19 protein-coding genes are annotated in these 20,209 nt (G+C 36.1%); 8 read left to right on the forward strand and 11 right to left on the reverse strand.

The window, feature by feature from the left end; all coding sequences use genetic code 11:
* Window positions 1–28: 28 nt before the first annotated feature.
* Window positions 29–346: a winged helix-turn-helix transcriptional regulator gene (locus JM84_RS11050; protein ID WP_144784261.1), complete on the reverse strand. Its 318-nt coding sequence runs from the start codon at window positions 344–346 to the stop codon at window positions 29–31.
* A gap of 117 nt (window positions 347–463) precedes the next feature.
* Between JM84_RS11050 and JM84_RS11055 the strand changes: the two genes are divergently transcribed.
* Window positions 464–976 (forward strand): lactoylglutathione lyase family protein, encoded by a 513-nt coding sequence (locus JM84_RS11055; protein ID WP_013751916.1) that lies wholly within the window; start codon window positions 464–466, stop codon window positions 974–976.
* 73 nt (window positions 977–1,049) lie between these two features.
* On the opposite strand, the gene JM84_RS11060 is transcribed toward JM84_RS11055, so the two are convergent.
* The 5 genes from JM84_RS11060 to JM84_RS11080 form a co-directional block, all read right to left on the reverse strand.
* On the reverse strand, window positions 1,050–3,323 hold the full coding sequence (locus JM84_RS11060) for an aconitate hydratase (RefSeq protein ID WP_013751915.1): 2,274 nt from the start codon (window positions 3,321–3,323) through the stop codon (window positions 1,050–1,052).
* A gap of 501 nt (window positions 3,324–3,824) precedes the next feature.
* Complete coding sequence (locus JM84_RS11065; RefSeq protein WP_144784263.1) at window positions 3,825–4,778, reverse strand: AAA family ATPase; 954 nt, start codon at window positions 4,776–4,778, stop codon at window positions 3,825–3,827.
* Window positions 4,779–4,787: 9 nt separating this feature from the next.
* Window positions 4,788–6,239: a peptidylprolyl isomerase gene (locus JM84_RS11070; protein WP_144784265.1), complete on the reverse strand. Its 1,452-nt coding sequence runs from the start codon at window positions 6,237–6,239 to the stop codon at window positions 4,788–4,790.
* On the reverse strand, window positions 6,199–7,068 hold the full coding sequence (locus JM84_RS11075; protein WP_144784267.1) for a peptidyl-prolyl cis-trans isomerase: 870 nt from the start codon (window positions 7,066–7,068) through the stop codon (window positions 6,199–6,201). Before JM84_RS11075 ends, JM84_RS11070 begins: the two co-directional genes overlap by 41 nt.
* A complete protein-coding gene (locus tag JM84_RS11080; protein WP_144784269.1) occupies window positions 7,058–9,001 on the reverse strand; it encodes a peptidylprolyl isomerase in 1,944 nt (647 codons plus the stop codon). Before JM84_RS11080 ends, JM84_RS11075 begins: the two co-directional genes overlap by 11 nt.
* A gap of 132 nt (window positions 9,002–9,133) precedes the next feature.
* On the opposite strand from JM84_RS11080, the gene JM84_RS11085 reads away from it, so the two are divergent.
* Window positions 9,134–9,376 carry a hypothetical protein gene (locus JM84_RS11085; RefSeq protein WP_144784271.1) on the forward strand — a complete coding sequence of 81 codons (243 nt, stop codon included), beginning with the start codon at window positions 9,134–9,136 and terminating at the stop codon, window positions 9,374–9,376.
* Between the two features lie 80 nt (window positions 9,377–9,456).
* Window positions 9,457–9,969, forward strand: coding sequence for an OmpH family outer membrane protein (locus JM84_RS11090; RefSeq protein ID WP_013751909.1), 513 nt, complete (start codon window positions 9,457–9,459; stop codon window positions 9,967–9,969).
* A gap of 61 nt (window positions 9,970–10,030) precedes the next feature.
* On the opposite strand, the gene JM84_RS11095 is transcribed toward JM84_RS11090, so the two are convergent.
* Window positions 10,031–10,417, reverse strand: coding sequence for a nucleoside triphosphate pyrophosphohydrolase family protein (locus tag JM84_RS11095; RefSeq protein WP_013751908.1), 387 nt, complete (start codon window positions 10,415–10,417; stop codon window positions 10,031–10,033).
* Window positions 10,418–10,490: 73 nt separating this feature from the next.
* On the opposite strand from JM84_RS11095, the gene JM84_RS11100 reads away from it, so the two are divergent.
* Window positions 10,491–10,679 carry a hypothetical protein gene (locus JM84_RS11100; RefSeq protein WP_144784273.1) on the forward strand — a complete coding sequence of 63 codons (189 nt, stop codon included), beginning with the start codon at window positions 10,491–10,493 and terminating at the stop codon, window positions 10,677–10,679.
* Between the two features lie 91 nt (window positions 10,680–10,770).
* Here JM84_RS11100 and glyA read toward each other — a convergent pair whose 3' ends face one another.
* Window positions 10,771–12,045 carry a serine hydroxymethyltransferase gene (glyA, locus tag JM84_RS11105; protein WP_144784275.1) on the reverse strand — a complete coding sequence of 425 codons (1,275 nt, stop codon included), beginning with the start codon at window positions 12,043–12,045 and terminating at the stop codon, window positions 10,771–10,773.
* A gap of 110 nt (window positions 12,046–12,155) precedes the next feature.
* Here glyA and fahA point away from each other — a divergent pair, with 110 nt between their 5' ends.
* Entirely contained in the window at window positions 12,156–13,448 is a 1,293-nt protein-coding gene (fahA, locus tag JM84_RS11110; protein WP_144784277.1) for a fumarylacetoacetase, read from the forward strand.
* Window positions 13,449–13,748: 300 nt separating this feature from the next.
* On the opposite strand, the gene JM84_RS11115 is transcribed toward fahA, so the two are convergent.
* Both JM84_RS11115 and JM84_RS11120 read right to left on the reverse strand, forming a co-directional pair.
* A complete protein-coding gene (locus JM84_RS11115) occupies window positions 13,749–14,003 on the reverse strand; it encodes a LamG domain-containing protein (RefSeq protein WP_144784279.1) in 255 nt (84 codons plus the stop codon).
* Between the two features lie 365 nt (window positions 14,004–14,368).
* Complete coding sequence (locus JM84_RS11120) at window positions 14,369–15,715, reverse strand: hypothetical protein (RefSeq protein ID WP_144784281.1); 1,347 nt, start codon at window positions 15,713–15,715, stop codon at window positions 14,369–14,371.
* A gap of 94 nt (window positions 15,716–15,809) precedes the next feature.
* On the opposite strand from JM84_RS11120, the gene JM84_RS11125 reads away from it, so the two are divergent.
* Genes JM84_RS11125 through JM84_RS11135 form a run of 3 tightly spaced genes read left to right on the forward strand, consistent with a single transcriptional unit; the run spans window position 15,810 to window position 19,554 of the window.
* Entirely contained in the window at window positions 15,810–16,328 is a 519-nt protein-coding gene (locus JM84_RS11125; RefSeq protein WP_144784283.1) for an RNA polymerase sigma factor, read from the forward strand.
* Window positions 16,329–16,367: 39 nt separating this feature from the next.
* Complete coding sequence (locus JM84_RS11130; protein ID WP_144784285.1) at window positions 16,368–17,267, forward strand: FecR family protein; 900 nt, start codon at window positions 16,368–16,370, stop codon at window positions 17,265–17,267.
* The gene (locus JM84_RS11135) at window positions 17,260–19,554 is read left to right on the forward strand and encodes a TonB-dependent receptor plug domain-containing protein (RefSeq protein ID WP_144784287.1); all 2,295 of its coding nucleotides are present in this window, start codon (window positions 17,260–17,262) and stop codon (window positions 19,552–19,554) included. The genes JM84_RS11130 and JM84_RS11135 overlap by 8 nt, the downstream gene beginning before the upstream one ends.
* Here the strand turns inward: JM84_RS11135 and JM84_RS11140 are convergent.
* Window positions 19,551–20,063, reverse strand: a complete 513-nt coding sequence (locus tag JM84_RS11140) for an adenine phosphoribosyltransferase (protein ID WP_144784289.1) — start codon at window positions 20,061–20,063, stop codon at window positions 19,551–19,553. The two genes, JM84_RS11135 and JM84_RS11140, sit on opposite strands and share 4 nt — an antisense overlap.
* Between the last annotated feature and the right edge of the window lie 146 nt (window positions 20,064–20,209).

Consider the following 20,209-nt stretch of genomic DNA (forward strand, 5'->3'; position numbering starts at 1 on the left):
ATTCTGCTATTTACATTAAGCAATCACTTCAGTAAATATTATTTCCATCGATAGCTCCCCAAGCATCAAGGCTTTTTAAAATAGGTATTAAAGAAGCCCCTCTCTTTGTAAGGCTATACTCTACCCTCGGTGGTACAACAGGGAAAACTTTTCTATTAACAAGACCATCTTTTTCTAATTCGCGTACGGTTTGTGTAAACATTTTATTGGAAATTCCTGGCACTTTCTTTTGTAATACACCAGAACGTAAAGCTCCTTCTATTAAGTGAAATAAAACCAATGGTTTCCATTTGGTACCTATTAAATTTATAGTGTAATTAAGCGGGCAGGCAATTTTATTACTCATTTATTAAGTTTATATTATTGTATTTCAGAATTTTACTCTTTTAGTAATGTATATAACATTTTGGTAAGTTATTGACATCTTAAACAATATAGTCTAATTTTGAAGAAAAATATAATTATGAGCACTATTAAGAATTATCCAAAATCATTTTCTCACATTGGTTTATCTGTTCCAGATATCAAAAAAGCGGTTGCGTTTTACTCAGAGGTTATGGGGTGGTATGTCATTATGCCTCCATCTGTCGTAAAAAAAGAAAAAGAGACTGCAATAGGTCAAATGTGCATTGACGTTTTTGGCGACGATTGGGAAACTTTTGAGATAGCACACCTATCTACTTCTGATGGTATAGGAGTAGAGTTATTTTCGTTCCCTCACGGTGTAAAAGAAGCTCCAGAATTCAACCCCTTTAATACAGGACTTTTTCACTTTTGCGTTCAAGACCCAAATATTGAAGAACTCATTGAAAAAATTGTTTCTTATGGAGGAAAGCAAAGAATGCCCATAAGAGAGTACTACCCAAAAGACAAACCTTATAAGATGTGTTACGTAGAAGATCCTTTTGGAATTGTATTTGAAATATACACTCACAGTTATGAGTTGACATATTCTTCTGGAGCCTACGCAGAATAAAAAGTGTTCATACTTCAAAAAAAATCTCCGCTGTTACCAGCGGAGATTTTTTATAGTTTAAAAAGATTACTACTTATGCAGCGTTCTCCTTTTTTATTAAATTAAGGGCACTTCCCTCACGGTACCATGCTATCTGAGCATCGTTGTACGTGTGGTTTACTTCAATAGTATCCTTACTTCCATCTGCATGTACAAGCTCTACTGTAAGTGGCTTGTCTGGTGCAAAGCTAGCAATATCTATAAAGTTGAATGTATCGTCTTCTTGGATTAAGTCATAATCTGCTTCATTTGCAAATGTGAGACCTAACATTCCCTGCTTCTTAAGGTTTGTCTCGTGTATACGTGCAAATGATTTTACAATCACGGCAGCTACACCTAAGTGGCGAGGCTCCATAGCAGCGTGCTCACGTGAAGAACCTTCACCATAGTTATGATCTCCTACTACTACAGTTTTAATTCCCGCTTTCTTATATGCACGTGCAGTATCTGGTACTCCACCAAATTCTCCATCCATCTGGTTCTTAACAAAGTTTGTTTTCTTACCAAATGCATTTACAGCACCTATTAAACAGTTATTAGAAATGTTATCTAAGTGACCTCTATAACGTAACCATGGCCCAGCCATTGAAATGTGATCTGTAGTACATTTCCCAAAAGCTTTAATAAGCAATTTCATTCCTTGCATTTCACTATCAAGGATAGGCTCAAACGGAGTTAATAACTCAAGGCGCTCAGAGTCTGCAGCTACTTTTACAATTACACCACTACCATCTTCTACTGGAGCAAGGTAACCATTATCCTTAACTTCAAATCCTTTTGGAGGAAGCTCCCATCCTGTAGGCTCGTCAAACATAACTTCTTGACCATCTTCATTAAGAAGCGTATCTGTCATAGGGTTAAAATCTAAGCGTCCAGAAATTGCAATTGCTGCAGTAACTTCAGGTGAAGCTACAAATGCGTGTGTATTAGGGTTACCATCTGCACGCTTTGCAAAGTTTCTATTAAATGAGTGTACAATACTGTTTTTAGGAGCATTTTTTGGATCACTGTAACGTGCCCATTGCCCAATACATGGTCCACAAGCATTTGTAAAAATCTTAGCATCTAGTTTTTCAAAGATTCCTAAGATTCCATCACGCTCTGTAGTATAACGTACAAGCTCAGATCCAGGGTTGATCCCAAGTTCTGATTTCATTTTTATTCCTTTATCTAGTGCTTGTTGCGCAATAGATGAAGCTCTTGATAGATCTTCATATGAAGAGTTTGTACAAGAACCTATAAGTCCCCACTCTACATTAAGAGGCCATTCATTTTTAGTAGCTTTCTCAGTCATATCCTTTCCTACCGTTGTAGAAAGGTCTGGAGTAAAAGGTCCATTAAGTAAAGGTCCTAACTCAGAAAGATTAATATCAATTACCTGATCAAAATACTGCTCAGGATTTGCATAAACTTCTTTATCTGCTGTAAGATATTCTTTTACATCATTTGCTGCGTCTGCAACATCTGCACGGTCTGTAGCACGTAAGTAACGCTCCATAGACTCATCATAACCAAAAGTAGAAGTTGTTGCTCCTATCTCTGCTCCCATGTTACAGATAGTACCTTTACCAGTACAAGACATTGCTGTAGCTCCAGGGCCAAAATATTCCACAATTGCTCCGGTTCCTCCTTTTGCAGTAAGAATCTCAGCTACCTTAAGAATTACGTCTTTTGGGGCAGTCCATCCAGAAAGTTTTCCTGTAAGTCTAACTCCTATTAATTTAGGAAATTTAAGTTCCCAAGCCATTCCAGCCATCACATCTACAGCATCTGCTCCACCTACACCTATCGCAACCATTCCTAGTCCGCCAGCGTTTACAGTGTGAGAGTCTGTACCTATCATCATTCCACCTGGGAAAGCATAGTTTTCAAGAACTACTTGGTGTATAATACCAGCTCCTGGTTTCCAGAAACCGATACCATATTTATTAGAAACAGATTCTAAGAAGTTAAAAACCTCACTAGATACATCGTTTGCGTTCTTAAGATCCTTTTCAGCACCTTCTTTTGCTTGAATCAAGTGATCACAGTGTACCGTAGTTGGCACTGCAACTTTATCTTTTCCAGCTTGCATAAATTGCAATAATGCCATCTGTGCAGTAGCATCTTGACAAGCGATACGATCTGGAGCAAAGTCTACATAATCCTTACCACGAGTAAACGCTTTAGAAGCTTTTCCCTCCCATAGGTGAGAATATAAAATCTTTTCAGAAAGTGTCAAGGGCTTACCTACAAGGTCACGAGCGGCGTCTACACGCTCAGTCATATTTGCATAAACCTTCTTGATCATATCAATATCAAATGCCATATATAGTGTATTAGGGTTGTTAATTAGTACCGCTCAAATTTGCGGTTCACGAAAATACAAAATACCTCAAAGAATAACAATAGCTGCAAGCCCCATAGTTAGCCTATAGCGCGTATTGATAAACCATCTTAAATATTGCGAAGTAATTATCAAATTCAAAAAAAGAAGTAACTCAAATTATCATATTGACAATTTAACCCTCATAAAATTTCCTCATTGTAATGGTCCGCTTTCGCGAAAATGTGATTTTATTGAATATAATATCACGCATATACACTTATGCTATCTAGAAAGCATGAAAACTGAAGTAAAATTGACATTTATGAATCCTTTTCAATAATCCCGAAATTATGTGAAATAGAAATAGCCATTATATCACGAGATGGATATAATGGCTTAAGATTTTTAGCAAATTAGCGTATAAATAGGTTGTTATCAAAAGACTGCTTCCGTAGGTATCTTACTTTTGAGATTACAGCAGCAATTTTTCGCGAAAGCGTATTAGAATAAGCTCTTAATAATATCTTCTATACTTAGACCTTCTGCTTCTGCTTTATAATTTTTTATCATTCGGTGGCGAAGTATACCGGTGGCTACTGCCTGAACATCTTCAATATCTGGCGAGAATTTACCTTGCACAGCCGCATGAGTTTTTGCTCCTAGAATTAAGTTTTGTGATGCTCTTGGCCCCGCTCCCCAGTCTATGTAATCATTTACAATCTGAGCCGCCTTGTCTGTTTTAGGTCGGGTTTTACTTACAAGATTTACAGCATATTCAATTACGTTGTCTGGAACTGGAATACGTCTTACTAGCTGTTGAACATCTATAATCTCTTGTGCACTTAGCAGTGCATTTACCGTAGGTTTTGCCGCAGATGTTGTTGCCTTTACCACATCTACCTCTTCTTGAAACGAAGGGTAATCGAGGTTGATAGAAAACATAAAACGGTCTAACTGAGCCTCTGGTAGCGGGTAGGTTCCCTCCTGCTCTATTGGGTTTTGAGTAGCCAGTACAAAGTAAGGAAGCGATAATGGGTATCGTTCTCCAGCTACTGTCACCACGCGCTCTTGCATTGCTTCTAAAAGCGCAGCCTGCGTTTTTGGAGGTGTACGGTTAATCTCATCTGCAAGGACAATATTTGAAAATATAGGTCCTTTAATAAATTTAAACTTACGAGATTCATCCAGAATTTCAGAACCTAGAATATCACTGGGCATTAAATCTGGTGTAAATTGTATTCTCTTAAAATCAAGTCCGAGAGTTGTTGCAATGGTATTTACCATCAAGGTTTTCGCGAGCCCAGGAACACCTATAAGTAAAGCGTGACCTCCAGAAAATATAGATAAAAGAATCTCATCAATTACTTTATCTTGACCTACAATAATCTTTGAAATTTCTGCTTTTAGAATCTTGTGTTTCTCAACTAGATTCTTGATAGCCGCAACGTCAGACATAAATATCTTTTATTTTTTTAACCAATTACTTACAAACTCGCAGTCACGATTGTCTCCATTAATTTTGATGTAAGTCTCTGTTATTTTTTCCTTTTGCCACTTCTCTATTGCAGCAATTTGTTTTTCACGCAGAGCAAGTTCTTTAATCTTAATATAATCTTTTACATAATCTGCTTTGTGTTCTTCAAGTCGATTATCTACCGTATATATTAAAAATTGTTTAGTCCCAGTTCTTGTTTGGTCTGTGTAAACTAATGATACCTCCTCATCTGCTAGGTTATTTACTTTAGGATAAATATCCGGATCTAGTCTACCTAGTTCAAAACGTTTATCTAATGTTTGAGGATTAGTCAGTGTTCCTCCTTCAAATTTTGTTTCCGTCTCATCAGAAAATTCTTTGGCAGCTTCTTCAAAAGTTAGTTCGCCATCTATGATACGTTTTCTCACTTTATTTACAAGATCTTTTGCTTCCTCTTCTTGAGCTTCTTTGATTTCTGGGACAAGCAGTATGTGTCTGATGTCTTTACGCTCACCTTTGGTTTTTTCTACAGTAACAATGTGAAAACCAAATTCTGTTTCAAAAGGCTCACTGATTTCTCCATCTTGTAAACTAAAGGCTACATCTCTAAATTCTTTTACCAAAGGTGTTTTACGGTCTATTACCATTAAACCACCATCAGGTCTTGATGCTCCATCATCTGTATATAAAACAGCTTTTGTTGCAAAACTACTTCCATTTTCAAGAATATCTCTACGGAAACCTTTAAGACGGTCTATAACCTTCTGGCGCTCTTCTTCAGTAGCTTTAGGCTCAATTACGATACGTGCAATCTCTAGCTCTACTCCAAAAGTAGGAAGCTCATCTGCTGGTATTCTATTAAAAAACGTTTTAATCTCATCTGGAGTAACATCTACAGATTCCACTATCTTCTGATTCATACGATCAGAAAGTATATTATTCTTTCTAATAGTAAATAACTCGGCACGTAAGTCTGCCATACTTTCTTTTCTATAAAACTCAACTACTTTCTGCTCAGAACCTAGTTGTGAAGCAAAACGCTGCACCATCTGGTCTACCTCAGAATTTACACGGCTATCTTGTACTACGATACTATCTTGAACTGCTTGGTGTGTAAGAAGTTTATTTTCTAGTAAGCTTCCTAGAACTTGGCAAGATGTGATATCTGCAGAAGCTTGACCTCTTTGCTTTATCTCAATAAGACTTTGATCAATATCACTTTCTAAAATCAAGTAGTCACCAACTACCCCAGCTACACCATCTACCTTAAATTTCTTAAAAGGAGTTTTTACAGTATCCTTTTGAGCAGCTACTGCTGTTTCTGTTATCGCTGTAACTTCTGGAGTTACTGTTGTTTCTTGTGCAAAACTTAGTTGTGTTGCTGCAAGCAGCACTACTATATTAATTGTAAATTTCAAATTGTTTGTTTTTAATAGCATCATCCTTAATCTCCTTTTCAAGCTTTTGTATAAGCGCTAATTTCCTTTTATTCTTAATAATCTGATTGATTGTTGGTCTTACATATTCCAACGGGGCATTTTCACCGCGCTCAAGGGTACTTTTTACAGCTATCAAATATAATCCTAATGAGTCTCGCAGTTGTAAGAAATTTGTTTTTTTTAACAAGTTGTTTGCATTCTCCTTGTTTATAGCATTTATTTGATCAACTACTACACGTCTTTTTATCCAAACAGAGTCATTCAAGAAAAAATTCTTGTATTGAAACTTTAGTGAATCTAAGGCGTACTTATCCTTTTCATCAGTACCAGTAAAATAAGATTTAAGCGATTTAAGATTTTGGTAATCTTCATCTACTTGAATAAATTTAAACTGAACTAACGGCTCATTAAGTAAGAAGTTTACTTTATTATTCTCATAAAAATTCATTGCTTCGCTGTCTGAAACAATACTATCTAATTGCTTATTAATAAGTGCATCTTTATAAAAACGCGTGTACAAATCACTTCGATACGATGAGACGAGCGCCTCAAATTCTTCTTGGTCTTCTTTTGGTAAATTTCTCAATGCTCCGTCTAGCAATAGCTGACTTGTAGCCCACGAATTAATGTAATTTTGCACAAAGGCAGCGCTATCACTTACCACATTCTTTGACATAACATCTTCAATAGTGCGCTGTGATAATGTATGATTATTCACCCGAGCAACTATTGTTTCTGTGTTATCACTCTTGAAATAGCGGCAACTCACCATAGACAGCGAGACTACTGTAAACAGCAGAAATACAACGACCCTAGTGTTTTTAATTCTCATATTTCGTTATTAACCTATTTAAAATCTCTTTATTAATAGTGATTGTGCTTTTATCTCTTAAATTCTTTACAAACTTATTTTCCAACTCTTTCTGATAGTCACTTATAACTACACCTCTCACATTCTTTAGTAATTGATCTCTTGCCTCTATGATGGCAGTAACGTCATAGACTATAAAGTTATCTCCATCTTCTATTAAATCACTTATACCTATAGATAGATACTGTCCTTTCGGAAATTCTTGTTGAGTTAAAACTCTATTAGATAATAGCACAGGAGTGTCACTCTTACTTTTTAAAGATAATACGGCTTCGTCTGGCGAGAGGCCTTTAGAAATAATTTTTCTATAATTTTTTGCTAAACTCTTACTTTTTGTAGTACATACTGTAGCCTCATAAGTCTTTACACTTCTATAATCTTCTTTATTTCTTAAGAAGAATTCTTGTAGACCTTTGCTATCTTGTTGAGCTTTTTTCCAGATATTAGTTTCTAGTAAATCAAATAACAATAAACCCTCTTTGTATTCCTTTAATATATCGGCAAAATCCTGATCTTCCTCTTCCAAGTGCTCCAAATGATAATTTTTAAGTACAACACTAACAAAAGATTGAATTCCCTCTTCTACAAACTGACTCCTAGACCTAAATTTATTACGTGGATACTTCGCCAGTAAATAGTCGGCTACCATTTTATAGGTGTATGCAGCTTTCTTTTTGCCTAAAGTAAATGCCACATTACTTAATGCCGGTTCGTTATTAAGAACAATTTTGGTTTCAGAATATTTCTCTGGGAAGAGACTTTCGAGATATGATTGCAAGCCTTCATTAAGAGCTACATTATATCTATTTCTCAACTTGCTGTCTAACTTGTTTGATATTACCTGTGCTCTAGCATCTCTTGTTACTTTATTGGTAAGTGCAACTCGAGCATCCAAATAGGTTGGCACAGGAGTTTTAGACAGTAATTTTATGATATGCCATCCAAATTCAGTTTTAAAAGGCTGCGAAATAGCACCAATATTTTCAAGTGAAAATGCTGTTTTTTCAAAAGCAGCACTACTCAATTGTCCTTGCTCAAACTCTTCTAGTTTTCCTCCCTTTTTATAAGACGCCCTATCATCACTATAATTAAGTGCTACTGTCTCAAAAGAAGCGCCTTCACTTAATAGCTTCGACACCTCATTAATTCTTTCCTCTGGGATAATAGTACTATCATTTTGATTTAAAGCAACCATTATGTGGGCAACTTGTACTTTCCCCTTTGACTTGCGAGCGGCAATAGGCTGAACGATATGATATCCAAAACTGGTTCGAAAAGGCTTAGAAACTTCATTAATTGCGGTATAATAGGCTGCATTCTCAAACGGATACACCATTTTAAAAGCTTTGAACCATCCTAGGTTACCGCCGTTCTTTTTGGCAGATGGATCTTCACTTATCGCTCTTGCTACTTTTTCAAAGTTTTCACCATTAATAATACGTTCCCTCGCTTGAGTAATGTTTCGGTAGGCCACTAGCGTATCACTAGGTGAAGCATCAGGGCTCACTCTCACGAGAATGTGACGTGCATTAAGTTCATTTACAGTTCTATCGTAAGCTTCCTTTACAAGCTCTTCTGTTACCTTGACGTCATTGAGATAGTTTTTTGCAAGTTGTGCACGATAAGCAGATAACTCATCTTGATAAGACTTTTTATTATTAAGTCCCAATCTGTAGGCCTCTTGGACTTTGAGTTTGTAATCTATAAAAAGCTTTAGATAATCTTCTGGAGCATTAGACTCATCTTCTTTTATGAGTTCGCTATTTTTCTCATAAACCCTCGTAAACTCTTCACTACCAATAACTTCATTATTTATTGTAAGAAAAATATCTTTTTGAGCGTGAGCAAACGAAAATCCACAAAGGAAAATAAGCAATAAAAAAAGGTGCTTCATAGTGTATTAAGTATGTGCAAAAATAAGTATTATGAACTGTTGTACCATAGCAACGAGATTATAGAATATTTAGTACCTACTGAGCTAGGTAGAACATATATGCTATATTTTTGCTAGAAATCAAATCAAATTATGTCTACAGAAGAACGACTTAAACTAATCTGGGATTTTAGAGGTCCAGACGCACATAAAATTGCTTTACATCACGAGACTCACTTAAAGGAGTATGCAACTGCACAGACATTAAACACTCCCATAACAGGTACCCAACAAGTTACAGAAGACCACAGCATTGCATTTTTAGTGGTAGATAGAGAAGCGATGAAGCCCGTAAGAGATGCGCTTAAGCCTCACCGTGGCCAGCTATTTACTTAAATATTACCACTTGGCACAGATATTGTCTTCTATCACATATATTTGCACGCGCAAATGATAATCTTAATAAATACTATACAATGAAAAAAATCGTACTTGGAATGTTTGTAGTGCTATTTACAACAACCGCTTTTGCTCAAAGCAAAATAGGAACTGTAGATGCCGACTTTATCCTCACAAAAATGCCCGAGCTTACAGGAGCAAATGAAAAAGTGAAAGCTTACAATCTTGATCTTGAAACACAAATGAAAGCAAAGATTGAAGACTATGAAGCTAAGGTGAAATTATACCAAAGCGGTCAAGCAACTTTTACAGATGCAGACAAGAAAACAAAACAAGGAGAAATCATTGCTCTTGAAGAAGATATCTCAAAATTTCGTCAGAATGGTGCACAGCTTTTACAATTAAAGCAATCTGAAGTTGTACAGCCACTTTACAAGAAAATAGGAGAAATGGTAACTGTAGTAGCAAAAGAACAAGGCTACTCACACATCCTTACTATAGGTAACAATAACAACTTTGCATATGCAGACCCTGCAGCAGATATTACAATGGCTGTTCTTGCAAAACTAGGAATCACAGTAGAAGAGTAATCTTCCACTATATTTTATAAAAAAGCCGCTTCTACTAGATAGAAGCGGCTTTTTTATGTGATTACTTGTCAAGTATACTCTTAATGTCTGGCTTAAAATAATTAGGCCCCTTAAGCACTTTTCCATCTTCACGATAGATAGGCTTACCATCTGCTCCTAGTTTACTCATATTAGAACGCTGTATTTCATTAAAGACTTCTTCAATTTTATCTTGCATCCCATGCTCGATAATCGTTCCACATAATATGTAAAGCATATCCCCTAGGGCATCTGCCACCTCTACTAGGTCACCAGCGTTTGCAGCTTCTAGGTATTCTTCATTTTCCTCTTTCATGAGGTTAAAGCGTAGCTCATTTTTCGATAGCGGGAGATTTGCAGTAGGTTTATCTTTTCGATCAAGACCATAAGTGTCATGAAATAAGGTTACGGCGGCTATTTTATTTTTCATAAAGGATTTTGTTTTGTTACGCTTTCGCGAAAGCGTACTCAGTCGTATTTTTACAACTCCTAAAATACTTTAAATGTTTAGTACTGGTCAGATTATATTTGTTGTTTTTTTCATTGTGGCTTTCATCCTCCTTATGATATGGAGTTACAGAAAGGATTTATCCCTTCACCAGAAGCAATACAAAGGCAGTAAGTGGGTGCTTGTAGGTTTTATGGGTTTTATCGCTTTACTTGTGATTATAAAACTTGCACTTAAACCTTAATAATACCACTGCAGTATTCATACTGTAAGAAACTATTTTATAATATAAAAGCCCGCTACGTGCGGGCTTTTATATTATAAAGTGACAAATATTATGCTTTAAACAATGGTCTGTGTCCCATCATCTCGTTCACACTTTTTGCTACATTTTGTAGCACATCGTCATTATCGTGATGCTGTATTGCTTTATCTATAAAGTTTGCAATCTCATGCATATCACCTTCTACAAGACCGCGAGTAGTAATTGCAGCTGTACCTATACGTATACCTGAGGTAACAAATGGTGACTTATCATCAAATGGCACCATGTTTTTATTTACCGTGATATCTGCTTTTCCTAATGCTTCTTCGGCTGCTTTACCTGTCACATCTTTGTTGCGAAGATCTATAAGCATCATGTGGTTATCTGTACCTCCAGAGATAATATCATATCCTTTAAGTACAAGTGCATCAGCTAGCATTGTTGCATTTTTCTTAACCTGCACCATATAATGTAAAAACTCATCTGTAAGTGCTTCTCCAAAAGCGATTGCCTTTGCTCCTATCACATGCATTAACGGTCCTCCCTGATTACCAGGAAAAATACCACTATCAAGTAATGAAGACATCATTCTTAGATTTCCATTCTTTAATTTAATCCCAAAAGGATTTTCAAAATCTTTCCCCATCATGATCATTCCGCCGCGAGGTCCTCTTAGGGTTTTGTGTGTAGTAGTTGTTACTACGTGACAGTGTGGGATAGGATCTGCAATGATTCCTTTTGCAATAAGCCCTGCTGGGTGAGCAACATCTGCTAGAAGGATTGCTCCTACTGAGTCTGCAATTTCGCGAAAGCGTTTATAATCTATCTCACGAGAGTAAGCAGAAGCTCCAGCGATAATCATCTTAGGCTGCTCCTTTGTTGCTATCTCTTGAATTTTATCATAGTTAAGTAGTCCCGTCTCCTTCTCTACTCCATAAAAAACTGGATTGTATAAACGTCCAGAAAAGTTTACTGGAGATCCATGAGTAAGATGACCACCGTGTGCAAGATCAAAACCTAAAAATTTATCTCCAGGCTTTAAACAAGCATGAAACACCGCTGTGTTTGCTTGTGATCCAGAGTGTGGCTGTACGTTTGCATATGCTGCTCCAAAGAGTTCCTTTGCGCGCTCTATAGCAAGTGTCTCCACCTCGTCTACTACTTCACAACCACCGTAATATCTTTTTCCCGGGTATCCTTCGGCATATTTGTTTGTTAACACAGAACCTGCAGCTTCCATTACTTGGTCACTTACAAAGTTCTCTGAAGCAATAAGCTCAAGTCCGTTTAATTGGCGTTCTTTTTCTTCTTGGATTAGGTCAAAAATGGCAGTATCACGTTGCATAGTAAAATTGTTTGTTAAAGTGATACAAAAATACTACAAAGACTTTTTAAGAATGCTATAAATCCTATATTTGAAGAGAGAATTACAAACAACTTATCAAAATATAGACAATGCCACTATCTGCTAACGATCCCTCTAGAAAAACTTGGCTCGAAACGCCAAAAAATACAGATTTCCCAATACAGAATATTCCTTTTGGTGTATTCTTAACGCGTGATGACGTTATTACAATAGGGACGCGTATAGGAGATTACGCAATAGATCTTGGTGCTTTACACCAGTTAGGTTACTTTGAAGGTATCCCTCTTACGGATGATATCTTTTTACAAGATACACTCAATGATTTTATTGCAGATGGTCGTAAAACGTGGAGACTAGTACGTAACCGCATTGCCGAAATTTTTGAAGAAACCAATGAATCTTTACGTGGTAATCAGAAAGATCGCGATGTTGTAATTTTCAAAATGGAAGAAGTTGAGATGCAATTACCTGTACAAATAGGTGATTATACAGACTTCTACTCAAGCATAGAACACGCTACAAACGTAGGAACAATGTTCCGCGGTGAGGAAAATGCTTTGATGCCTAACTGGCTGCACTTACCTGTCGCTTATCACGGGAGAAGTTCTTCTGTAATACCATCGGGAATTCCGGTACACCGTCCTAATGGTCAGAAATTACCTAACGGAGCTACAGAGCCTATATTTGGCCCATCAAGACTAGTAGATTTTGAACTAGAGATGGCTTTTATTACTACAGATGCAAATAACTTAGGCGAATCTATCACCACTACAGATGCCGAGGAAAATATTTTTGGACTTGTACTCTTTAATGACTGGAGTGCTCGTGATATTCAAAAATGGGAATATGTGCCACTAGGGCCTTTCCTTGCAAAAAACTTTGCCTCTTCAATCTCTCCGTGGATTGTAACACTAGATGCGCTTGAGCCTTTTAGAGTAGAAAGCCCTAAGCCTAAAAAAGAATTACTTCCTTACTTACAATATGAAGGTAAGAAAAGTTTTGATATTAATCTTGAAGTAGCATTACAACCAGAGGGAAAGAAAGAAACTACGGTTTGTAAATCTAACTTTAAGTACATGTACTGGAACATGAGCCAGCAACTAGCGCACCATACAGTAAATGGATGCCCTGTAAATGCTGGAGACATGATGGGAAGTGGTACACTTTCTGGAAAAACACCAGACTCTTACGGATCTATGCTCGAGTTATCATGGAGAGGAGAAAAGCCTATTAAACTTGAAGAAGGTGGTGATCGTAAGTTTATTGAAGATAATGACACCGTAATTATACGTGGTTACTCTAAAATAAAGGATTATCCTCGCATAGGTTTTGGCGAGGTTTCGACAAAATTACTTCCTGTATTTGAGCCTAAAACTAAATAGTGAAGCGTCTATAAATGATTAAAACGATTGCTTTATACTTAGTCATGTTACTAGCGGTAGCCTTTTATGCTAGCGCCTTTTACTTAGGCTATTTACTTCTTACTCTCATCTTTGGTAACCTTATAAGTATCGTTATCATCTTAAGTTGCGCTGCATGGTATTTCGTGAGAGACTTCAGAAAGAAAAGAAGAGCAAGATTGCTTTAAGGTATAGAATCACGCTTTCGCGAAAGAATATAAAACAAAGAAAAGGTTAGCTATACAGCTAACCTTTTTTTTTAAAATTCTTGTTTTTAAAGATTTACAGACAAGTATAACAATCACCTCCTAAAGCAAAGAGTTGTTGTATTTCGGTGCCGTTTAGTGTGTTTTTATACACTCTAAGATCATCTACATGACCTAGGAAATTATGGCCAAGTGTATATTCATTTAAATCTGCAATCCCTATACCAAGCGTGGCGTTAATTACCTCATTACGAATGATAGCATCCTTGTAAAGTTTTATAGCATTTGTAGCATCTACGGTAATAGCTAGATAATACCAATGTGTATTCATCACCAAATTGAAAACTTTCTAAAAAAAAGAGTAGTATTTAAAGCTAGATACACTTCTTACAAGCCCTTCTTGACTTGGATCTCTACCCTTCTGAAACATAATTTCTACATCACTAAAGAATGAGATTTGTATTTTTAGACTAGAGTCTTACAAAATACTCAAAACCTTGCGCAATACTATTTTCTGCAGTAATAGGATTAGTAAAAGCATCTTGGTTAAAACTAATGTGCAGTAATCTGATCTATTCCTATCCACCACAGATTCATTTGCCGTGGCGCCGTTTAAGTAACCCCTTATAAGCTCTAAAGGAAACACAGATAAAGGCAAATAAATCAAGATGTAATTAAGATTACCTAGGAATCAAATCAACAGTCAACAACAGTAAGATTAATGAAAATTATTTTAAACTCGCTATCATCACTTAAAAGTGTAGCCCTTACCCATAGGAGCTCTGGACTAGTAGTTGTCGTGTAATTAGTTGGATTTGGTATCGCGTTTGTTTGATTACTCGCATCTTCTTGAGTATAGTAGTAAGCAATATCAACTTCTGAGGTATCACAACCTAAAAGTGTTTCTGTAAGATCAAAAGTAGCCTCACCTTCTTGACCATTATCACAAACGTTAAGTACAGCACTCACAAAACAATCTAATGGCTCTTGAAAGCAATTTCGTTGGAGTGTCATTATATCATCACCTTTTGCCAATAGTAGCATCTCTTCATCACACTGCGTTACCGTCCAGTTACCTCCCACTTGTGAATTAAGGATAGGAAGGTTAAAAAAGCTAAGTCTAATACCTGAAGTAGTTGTAGCTGTACTCCATCCAGCCTCTGCAATTACATTCACGTCAAAATATAGAAGGTAATTATTTGCACCAAAAGAAAATACGTAGTTGCTAAGCGTGTCCTCATTATTGTAAGAAGTTATCTGCCAGTAACAATTCATGAGAAAATCATTCACCTCACTCTCTAAACATACATCTTCCTCAAAGTAATAGGTGTCACCTTCATCACAACTTGAAGAAGCCTGTACCAGCGAAGATGATAGCATACTATGGCTTGACATCTCCTCAGTACTATCATCATGAGCTCTCATCTCAATAGGAAAGTTTACAGCCGCCACAAGATTAGTTTCTTGCATGCTATTAACAAATGAAAGCAACTCTCTGTCGCTTTGCACACTTACTGTATTTGTTATCGTAAATTCTGGATTAAAAGTGCTAAATCCAAGCGGATATACAAAATCAACGCATTCTATATCTGCGTCATTTTGGTTAGTTTGTCCACAAGTTCCTATAAGATCATTAAAGGCCGACTGCGACGCAACCGCAACTTGCTCATGTGTAGAAGTGAGTATAGTAATAGGAAAATTAATGGCATAATCGTCTGCATTTCCTTGTTGCTCGAAGAGTGCTGCTACCGTTTGAAAATCTTCGGTGCCATTTACTACAACAATTTCATTATTTATAGTAACAGTAACTGGTAACACAAGTTCTAAGCAAGGAGCTCTATCAATGATATCATCGTGAGACCCATCATTAAGAGCGACATTGTACATTAGTTGCATTAACTGTGCACTCGCATTATCCTCTACGCCTGTTTGACTTGAATCTTCTTCAATAAAATCATCTTGACAACCTATTGTTATACATAGTAGTGCCAGCAACAATAGCCGCTGTAAAGGTCTTAAAGATGAGAGTACTGTGGTTTGCATATTTTTGTAAGGTACTGCAATAATAAAACATCTTTAAAGAAAAAACTCCTACCCTATTTAAGTTATTATTTACAATTCTCTATTATTGTACATAATGAAAAAGGAAAATAAAAAGGGTGTTTGCCAAGAGACTATTTACAATAGAGTCTTTAAGGCGCATTCTAAAAATCTGTTTAATTTTCTTTATTATAAATTCGGGAACGACTACAATCCCGAAGATAAAGTACAAGAGGCTTTTATTAAGCTCTGGGAAAACTGTGCAAAAGTTTCAGAAGATAAGGCAAAAAGTTATCTGTTTACCATAGCAAATAACCTTACGCTTAACACCTATGCACACCAGAAGGTGGTTTTAAAATTTAAAAAGAATACCCCTAAGGGTTATACAAATGAGACTCCAGAATTTGTACTTGAAGAACAAGAGTACCAACAAAAACTTGAAAAAGCGATTGCAAATCTCACAGAGGCACAGCGCACAGCTTTTTTACTTAACCGCGTAGAAGGAAAAAAACACAAGGAAATTGCAGCGCTTTTAGGCATCTCTACAAAGGCAGTAGAAAAAAGAATTTATGGTGCTCTAAAAAAATTAAAAAAAGAAATCACAGAGCTCAGGTAGGAAATATAACAACAACCTTGTTACATATATAGTAACGTTATGGAAAAAGAACAATTAATACGTAAATGGCTCGATAATGAGCTTAGCGAGAGTGAGCTTCAAGCATTTAAAAATCTTGAAGAGTACCATCAATACACGCGTATTTCTAATACCGTCAAACATCTAGAGATTCCTACTTACCATGTAGACAAACAACTTGAGGCGCTACATACCCGTGTGAATGCTAAGAAATCTAAAGTGATTTCGCTGAAACCTTTTTTACGTATCGCAGCAGTATTTTTACTATTTCTAGGGGTTTATTACGTACTATCAGTAAGATCTACTGGTACTAATCATAATACACAAATTGCTCAAAAAGAAACTATCACATTACCCGATAACTCCACAGTGATGCTCAACGCGATGTCTTCTATTTCTTATGATGAAGATACTTGGCAGGCTCAGCGCAATGTATCTCTAGAAGGAGAAGCTTATTTCAAAGTGGCAAAGGGAACTACTTTTAATGTGAAAACTACAAATGGGACTGTAACAGTATTAGGTACACAATTTAATATCAAAAATAGAAATGAATACTTTGACGTGGTATGTTATGAAGGTTCTGTAAAAGTAACAACCGCGGCACAGGAAGAAATATTAAAAGCTGGAGACCGCTTTCGCGAAAGCGTACTTATAACAGGAATTACAACTGCTAGCACTATAAAATCACCTTCGTGGACTCACAATGAAAGCTCCTTTGAAAAAACTCCCTTGAGAGAAGTTATTGCAGAATTAGAAAGACAATATCAAGTAGACGTTGATGTAGACGAAGTATTTGCTCAAGAGCTTTACACAGGAACATTTACACACGACAATATAGATATTGCTCTCAAATCTATAAGTCTACCTTTTAATTTAACCTATACCAAAGAGGAAAATAAGGTAACTTTAGCTCGTGATTAAAAAAGTTTTCTCAATACTTTTTCTTATAATATTCTTTTTATTTTTTTCTGATGTAAGATCTCAAGAGAATAATAGCGAGAGAATACCTCTGGTTGCTGTTTTAAAAAGCATCGAGACAAAGTATGATGTAAGATTTTCATATGTAGATGAACTCGTTTCTTCCATTAAAATACAACGTATTTCAAATGATAAAACTCTTGACGACGCGCTCCTTTTTATAACCAACTATACAGGCTATGATTTTGATAAACTTAATAATCGTTTTATAGTTTTAAGAGATCTCAATCGTCCTAACGAAATTCAAGAACTCGATAATATTTACATCGCATCCCTACTAACTTCGGGAATATCTAAATCTAGCTCTGGGGTTACAATAATAGCTCCAAAGCAATTTGGTATTCTCCCTGGTGTCATAGAGCCAGATGCACTACAAACAGTCCAAGCCTTACCAGGAATTATAAGCACCAACGAGACGGTATCCAATCTAAATATACGAGGAGGAACAAACGATCAAAACCTAATACTCTGGGATGGAATCAAAATGTATCAATCTGGCCATTTTTTCGGTCTCATATCTGCTTTTAATCCTTATTTAACTAAACGAGTTGAAGTCATAAAAAATGGCACAAGCGCAAGGTATGGCGATGGTGTTTCTGGAGTACTCAAAATAGGACTAGAGGACAGCCTTTCTAATGAAAAAAGCGGAAGCATAAGTGCAAACTTGCTGCACGTTAAAGGGTTTGCTAAACTACCGCTCACCAAGAAAGCTTCTTTGCTCCTATCTGCTAGAAGATCTCATACAGATATAACCGAAACGCCTACATATCGCAATTATACAAATCGTATTTTTCAAGACACAGATCTTGAAATGAGCGAAAATCTTCCCATTTCTGCATCAAATATTAATTTCTATTTTTATGATATTAGCGCAAAATACATCTACAACATAAACGATCGTGATTATCTAAGTGTAAGTGCTACCACACTATTTAATAAGTTAGAATACGATGAAAACACGACGGCGGCAGGAGTCTTTGAACGTAGTGGTATAAATCAAGGAAACCGAGGTTTAAAAATTAAATATGCAAGACAGTGGAATCGACAATTTAAAACTGATCTTAATTTATATGCCTCAAACTACAATTTAAGGTCACGTAATTTTAATATAGAAAATAACCAACAACTTGACCAAGAAAACGAAGTTCTTGACCTAGGTCTTACATTAAATACACAATTAAAGCTAGGTGATAATTTTGGTTGGGGAAATGGATATCAATTTACAGAGGTAGGAACCAGAAACCTTGCACAAACTAATAATCCGCTCTTTTTTAGAAATGAGAAACACATTACACGTATTCAAGCGCTATTTACAGAGCTCTCATTTCTCTCTAACAATAATACTACACAATTTATTGTGGGCTCAAGAGCAAGCTACCTAGAGCGTTTTAACAAGCTTATTGTAGAACCAAGACTACGTTTTAGCCAGCGGTTTTCAAATTATTTTAAGTTAAGTGCTCTTGGTGAGAGCAAAAACCAATCTATTTTTCAAATTATTGATCAACCCAATGATTTTTTAGGACTTGAACGAAGAAGATGGGTCGCGGCAGATAACGAAAAGTTACCAGTATTAAGAAGTAAGCAAGCATCTATAAGCCTAGATTATACTAGAAACAAATGGTTATTTAGTATAGAGGGGTATCTAAAAGAAGTTGCAGGGATTTCCTCGAGAAGTCAAGGCTTTCAGAACCAATTTCAATTTACAAATGCTACTGGATCCTATCATGTTACAGGGCTTGATTTTCTGGCACGCAAGCGGTTTGAATCTTTTACTAGTTGGCTCAGTTATTCCTATTCAAAAAACAATTATACTTTTAGCACATTAAATGAAGGCCGTAGATTCCCTAACAACAAAGACATAAGACATTCTATAAGCGCAGGAACTTCGTATAGTCTGGAACGTTTTAAACTTTCGCTAGGATTTAATTGGCGCTCTGGAACACCAATTACACGCCCACAAAATCAAAGTATTCTACAAAATAATCAGATTGTTTATGAGAAACCTAACTCTTCATCATTAGATAGCTTTCTGAGGTTTGATATCTCTACTATATACAATTTCAAAATACTTAAGAATGATGCTCAAATAGGCGCATCTATCTGGAATCTACTAAACAACAATAATATTCTTAATACCTATTATCTTGTTGACAGTAAGAATGAAGTCCAGCAAATGACTGTAAAATCACTTGGCTTTACGCCAAACCTTAGTTTTCAGTATAATTTTTAATAAGTAATTGCGGCTGCTACGTGCTTTCCAACTAGTTTATCTCTACCATTTAAAAAGTCTAGCTCGATAAGAAAGTTACACTGTACTACTTCTCCCCCTAATTTTTCTATAAGTGCTACTACGGCAGCGGCTGTTCCTCCTGTAGCCAACACGTCATCATGTAATAATACTTTATCTCCAGATTTGATAGCATCACTATGTATCTCAAGAATATCTGTACCGTATTCTAAGGCGTACTCTTGTGATATTTTTTCTGATGGTAGTTTATTAGGCTTCCTTACGGGTATGAAACCAGCATTAAGTCTTTTGGCGAGCAACGTACCAAAGAAGAAACCTCTTGCCTCAATCCCTACTACTACATCAATATTAATTTCTGGAACGAGTGTATATAAAATCTCTTCCGCTTTCGCGAAAGCGTTTGCATCACCCAACAATGGGGTAATATCTTTAAACGTAATTCCTTCTTTAGGAAAATCTTGAATATCTCTTATGTAATCTGAAATTTGCATCGGGTAAAGTTAGCATTTTCGATTAAATCCGTTGAGACTACTATCTTAATTATTTACTCTATTTGCGTAATTATTTGACTTCAAGTTTGATAGAAAGATATCAAAAAATAATTGCAATGTTTTTTTCATTTTATTTGTTTAAATAA

The organism is Dokdonia sp. Hel_I_63 (genome assembly GCF_007827285.1).
GTDB lineage: Bacteria > Bacteroidota > Bacteroidia > Flavobacteriales > Flavobacteriaceae > Dokdonia.

What these genes read in the sequence shown, in the direction of transcription:
- JM84_RS11100 (WP_144784273.1), top strand. Translation starts at nt 10,491, where the DNA reads ATGTTTAGTACTGGTCAGATTATATTTGTTGTTTTTTTCATTGTGGCT.
- JM84_RS11140 (WP_144784289.1), bottom strand. Translation starts at nt 20,063, where the DNA reads ATGCAAATTTCAGATTACATAAGAGATATTCAAGATTTTCCTAAAGAA.
- fahA (WP_144784277.1), top strand. Translation starts at nt 12,156, where the DNA reads ATGCCACTATCTGCTAACGATCCCTCTAGAAAAACTTGGCTCGAAACG.
- JM84_RS11125 (WP_144784283.1), top strand. Translation starts at nt 15,810, where the DNA reads ATGAAAAAGGAAAATAAAAAGGGTGTTTGCCAAGAGACTATTTACAAT.
- JM84_RS11090 (WP_013751909.1), top strand. Translation starts at nt 9,457, where the DNA reads ATGAAAAAAATCGTACTTGGAATGTTTGTAGTGCTATTTACAACAACC.
- JM84_RS11085 (WP_144784271.1), top strand. Translation starts at nt 9,134, where the DNA reads ATGTCTACAGAAGAACGACTTAAACTAATCTGGGATTTTAGAGGTCCA.
- JM84_RS11070 (WP_144784265.1), bottom strand. Translation starts at nt 6,239, where the DNA reads ATGATGCTATTAAAAACAAACAATTTGAAATTTACAATTAATATAGTA.
- JM84_RS11095 (WP_013751908.1), bottom strand. Translation starts at nt 10,417, where the DNA reads ATGAAAAATAAAATAGCCGCCGTAACCTTATTTCATGACACTTATGGT.
- glyA (WP_144784275.1), bottom strand. Translation starts at nt 12,045, where the DNA reads ATGCAACGTGATACTGCCATTTTTGACCTAATCCAAGAAGAAAAAGAA.
- JM84_RS11075 (WP_144784267.1), bottom strand. Translation starts at nt 7,068, where the DNA reads ATGAGAATTAAAAACACTAGGGTCGTTGTATTTCTGCTGTTTACAGTA.
- JM84_RS11050 (WP_144784261.1), bottom strand. Translation starts at nt 346, where the DNA reads ATGAGTAATAAAATTGCCTGCCCGCTTAATTACACTATAAATTTAATA.
- JM84_RS11115 (WP_144784279.1), bottom strand. Translation starts at nt 14,003, where the DNA reads ATGAATACACATTGGTATTATCTAGCTATTACCGTAGATGCTACAAAT.
- JM84_RS11065 (WP_144784263.1), bottom strand. Translation starts at nt 4,778, where the DNA reads ATGTCTGACGTTGCGGCTATCAAGAATCTAGTTGAGAAACACAAGATT.
- JM84_RS11060 (WP_013751915.1), bottom strand. Translation starts at nt 3,323, where the DNA reads ATGGCATTTGATATTGATATGATCAAGAAGGTTTATGCAAATATGACT.
- JM84_RS11055 (WP_013751916.1), top strand. Translation starts at nt 464, where the DNA reads ATGAGCACTATTAAGAATTATCCAAAATCATTTTCTCACATTGGTTTA.
- JM84_RS11120 (WP_144784281.1), bottom strand. Translation starts at nt 15,715, where the DNA reads ATGCAAACCACAGTACTCTCATCTTTAAGACCTTTACAGCGGCTATTG.
- JM84_RS11130 (WP_144784285.1), top strand. Translation starts at nt 16,368, where the DNA reads ATGGAAAAAGAACAATTAATACGTAAATGGCTCGATAATGAGCTTAGC.
- JM84_RS11080 (WP_144784269.1), bottom strand. Translation starts at nt 9,001, where the DNA reads ATGAAGCACCTTTTTTTATTGCTTATTTTCCTTTGTGGATTTTCGTTT.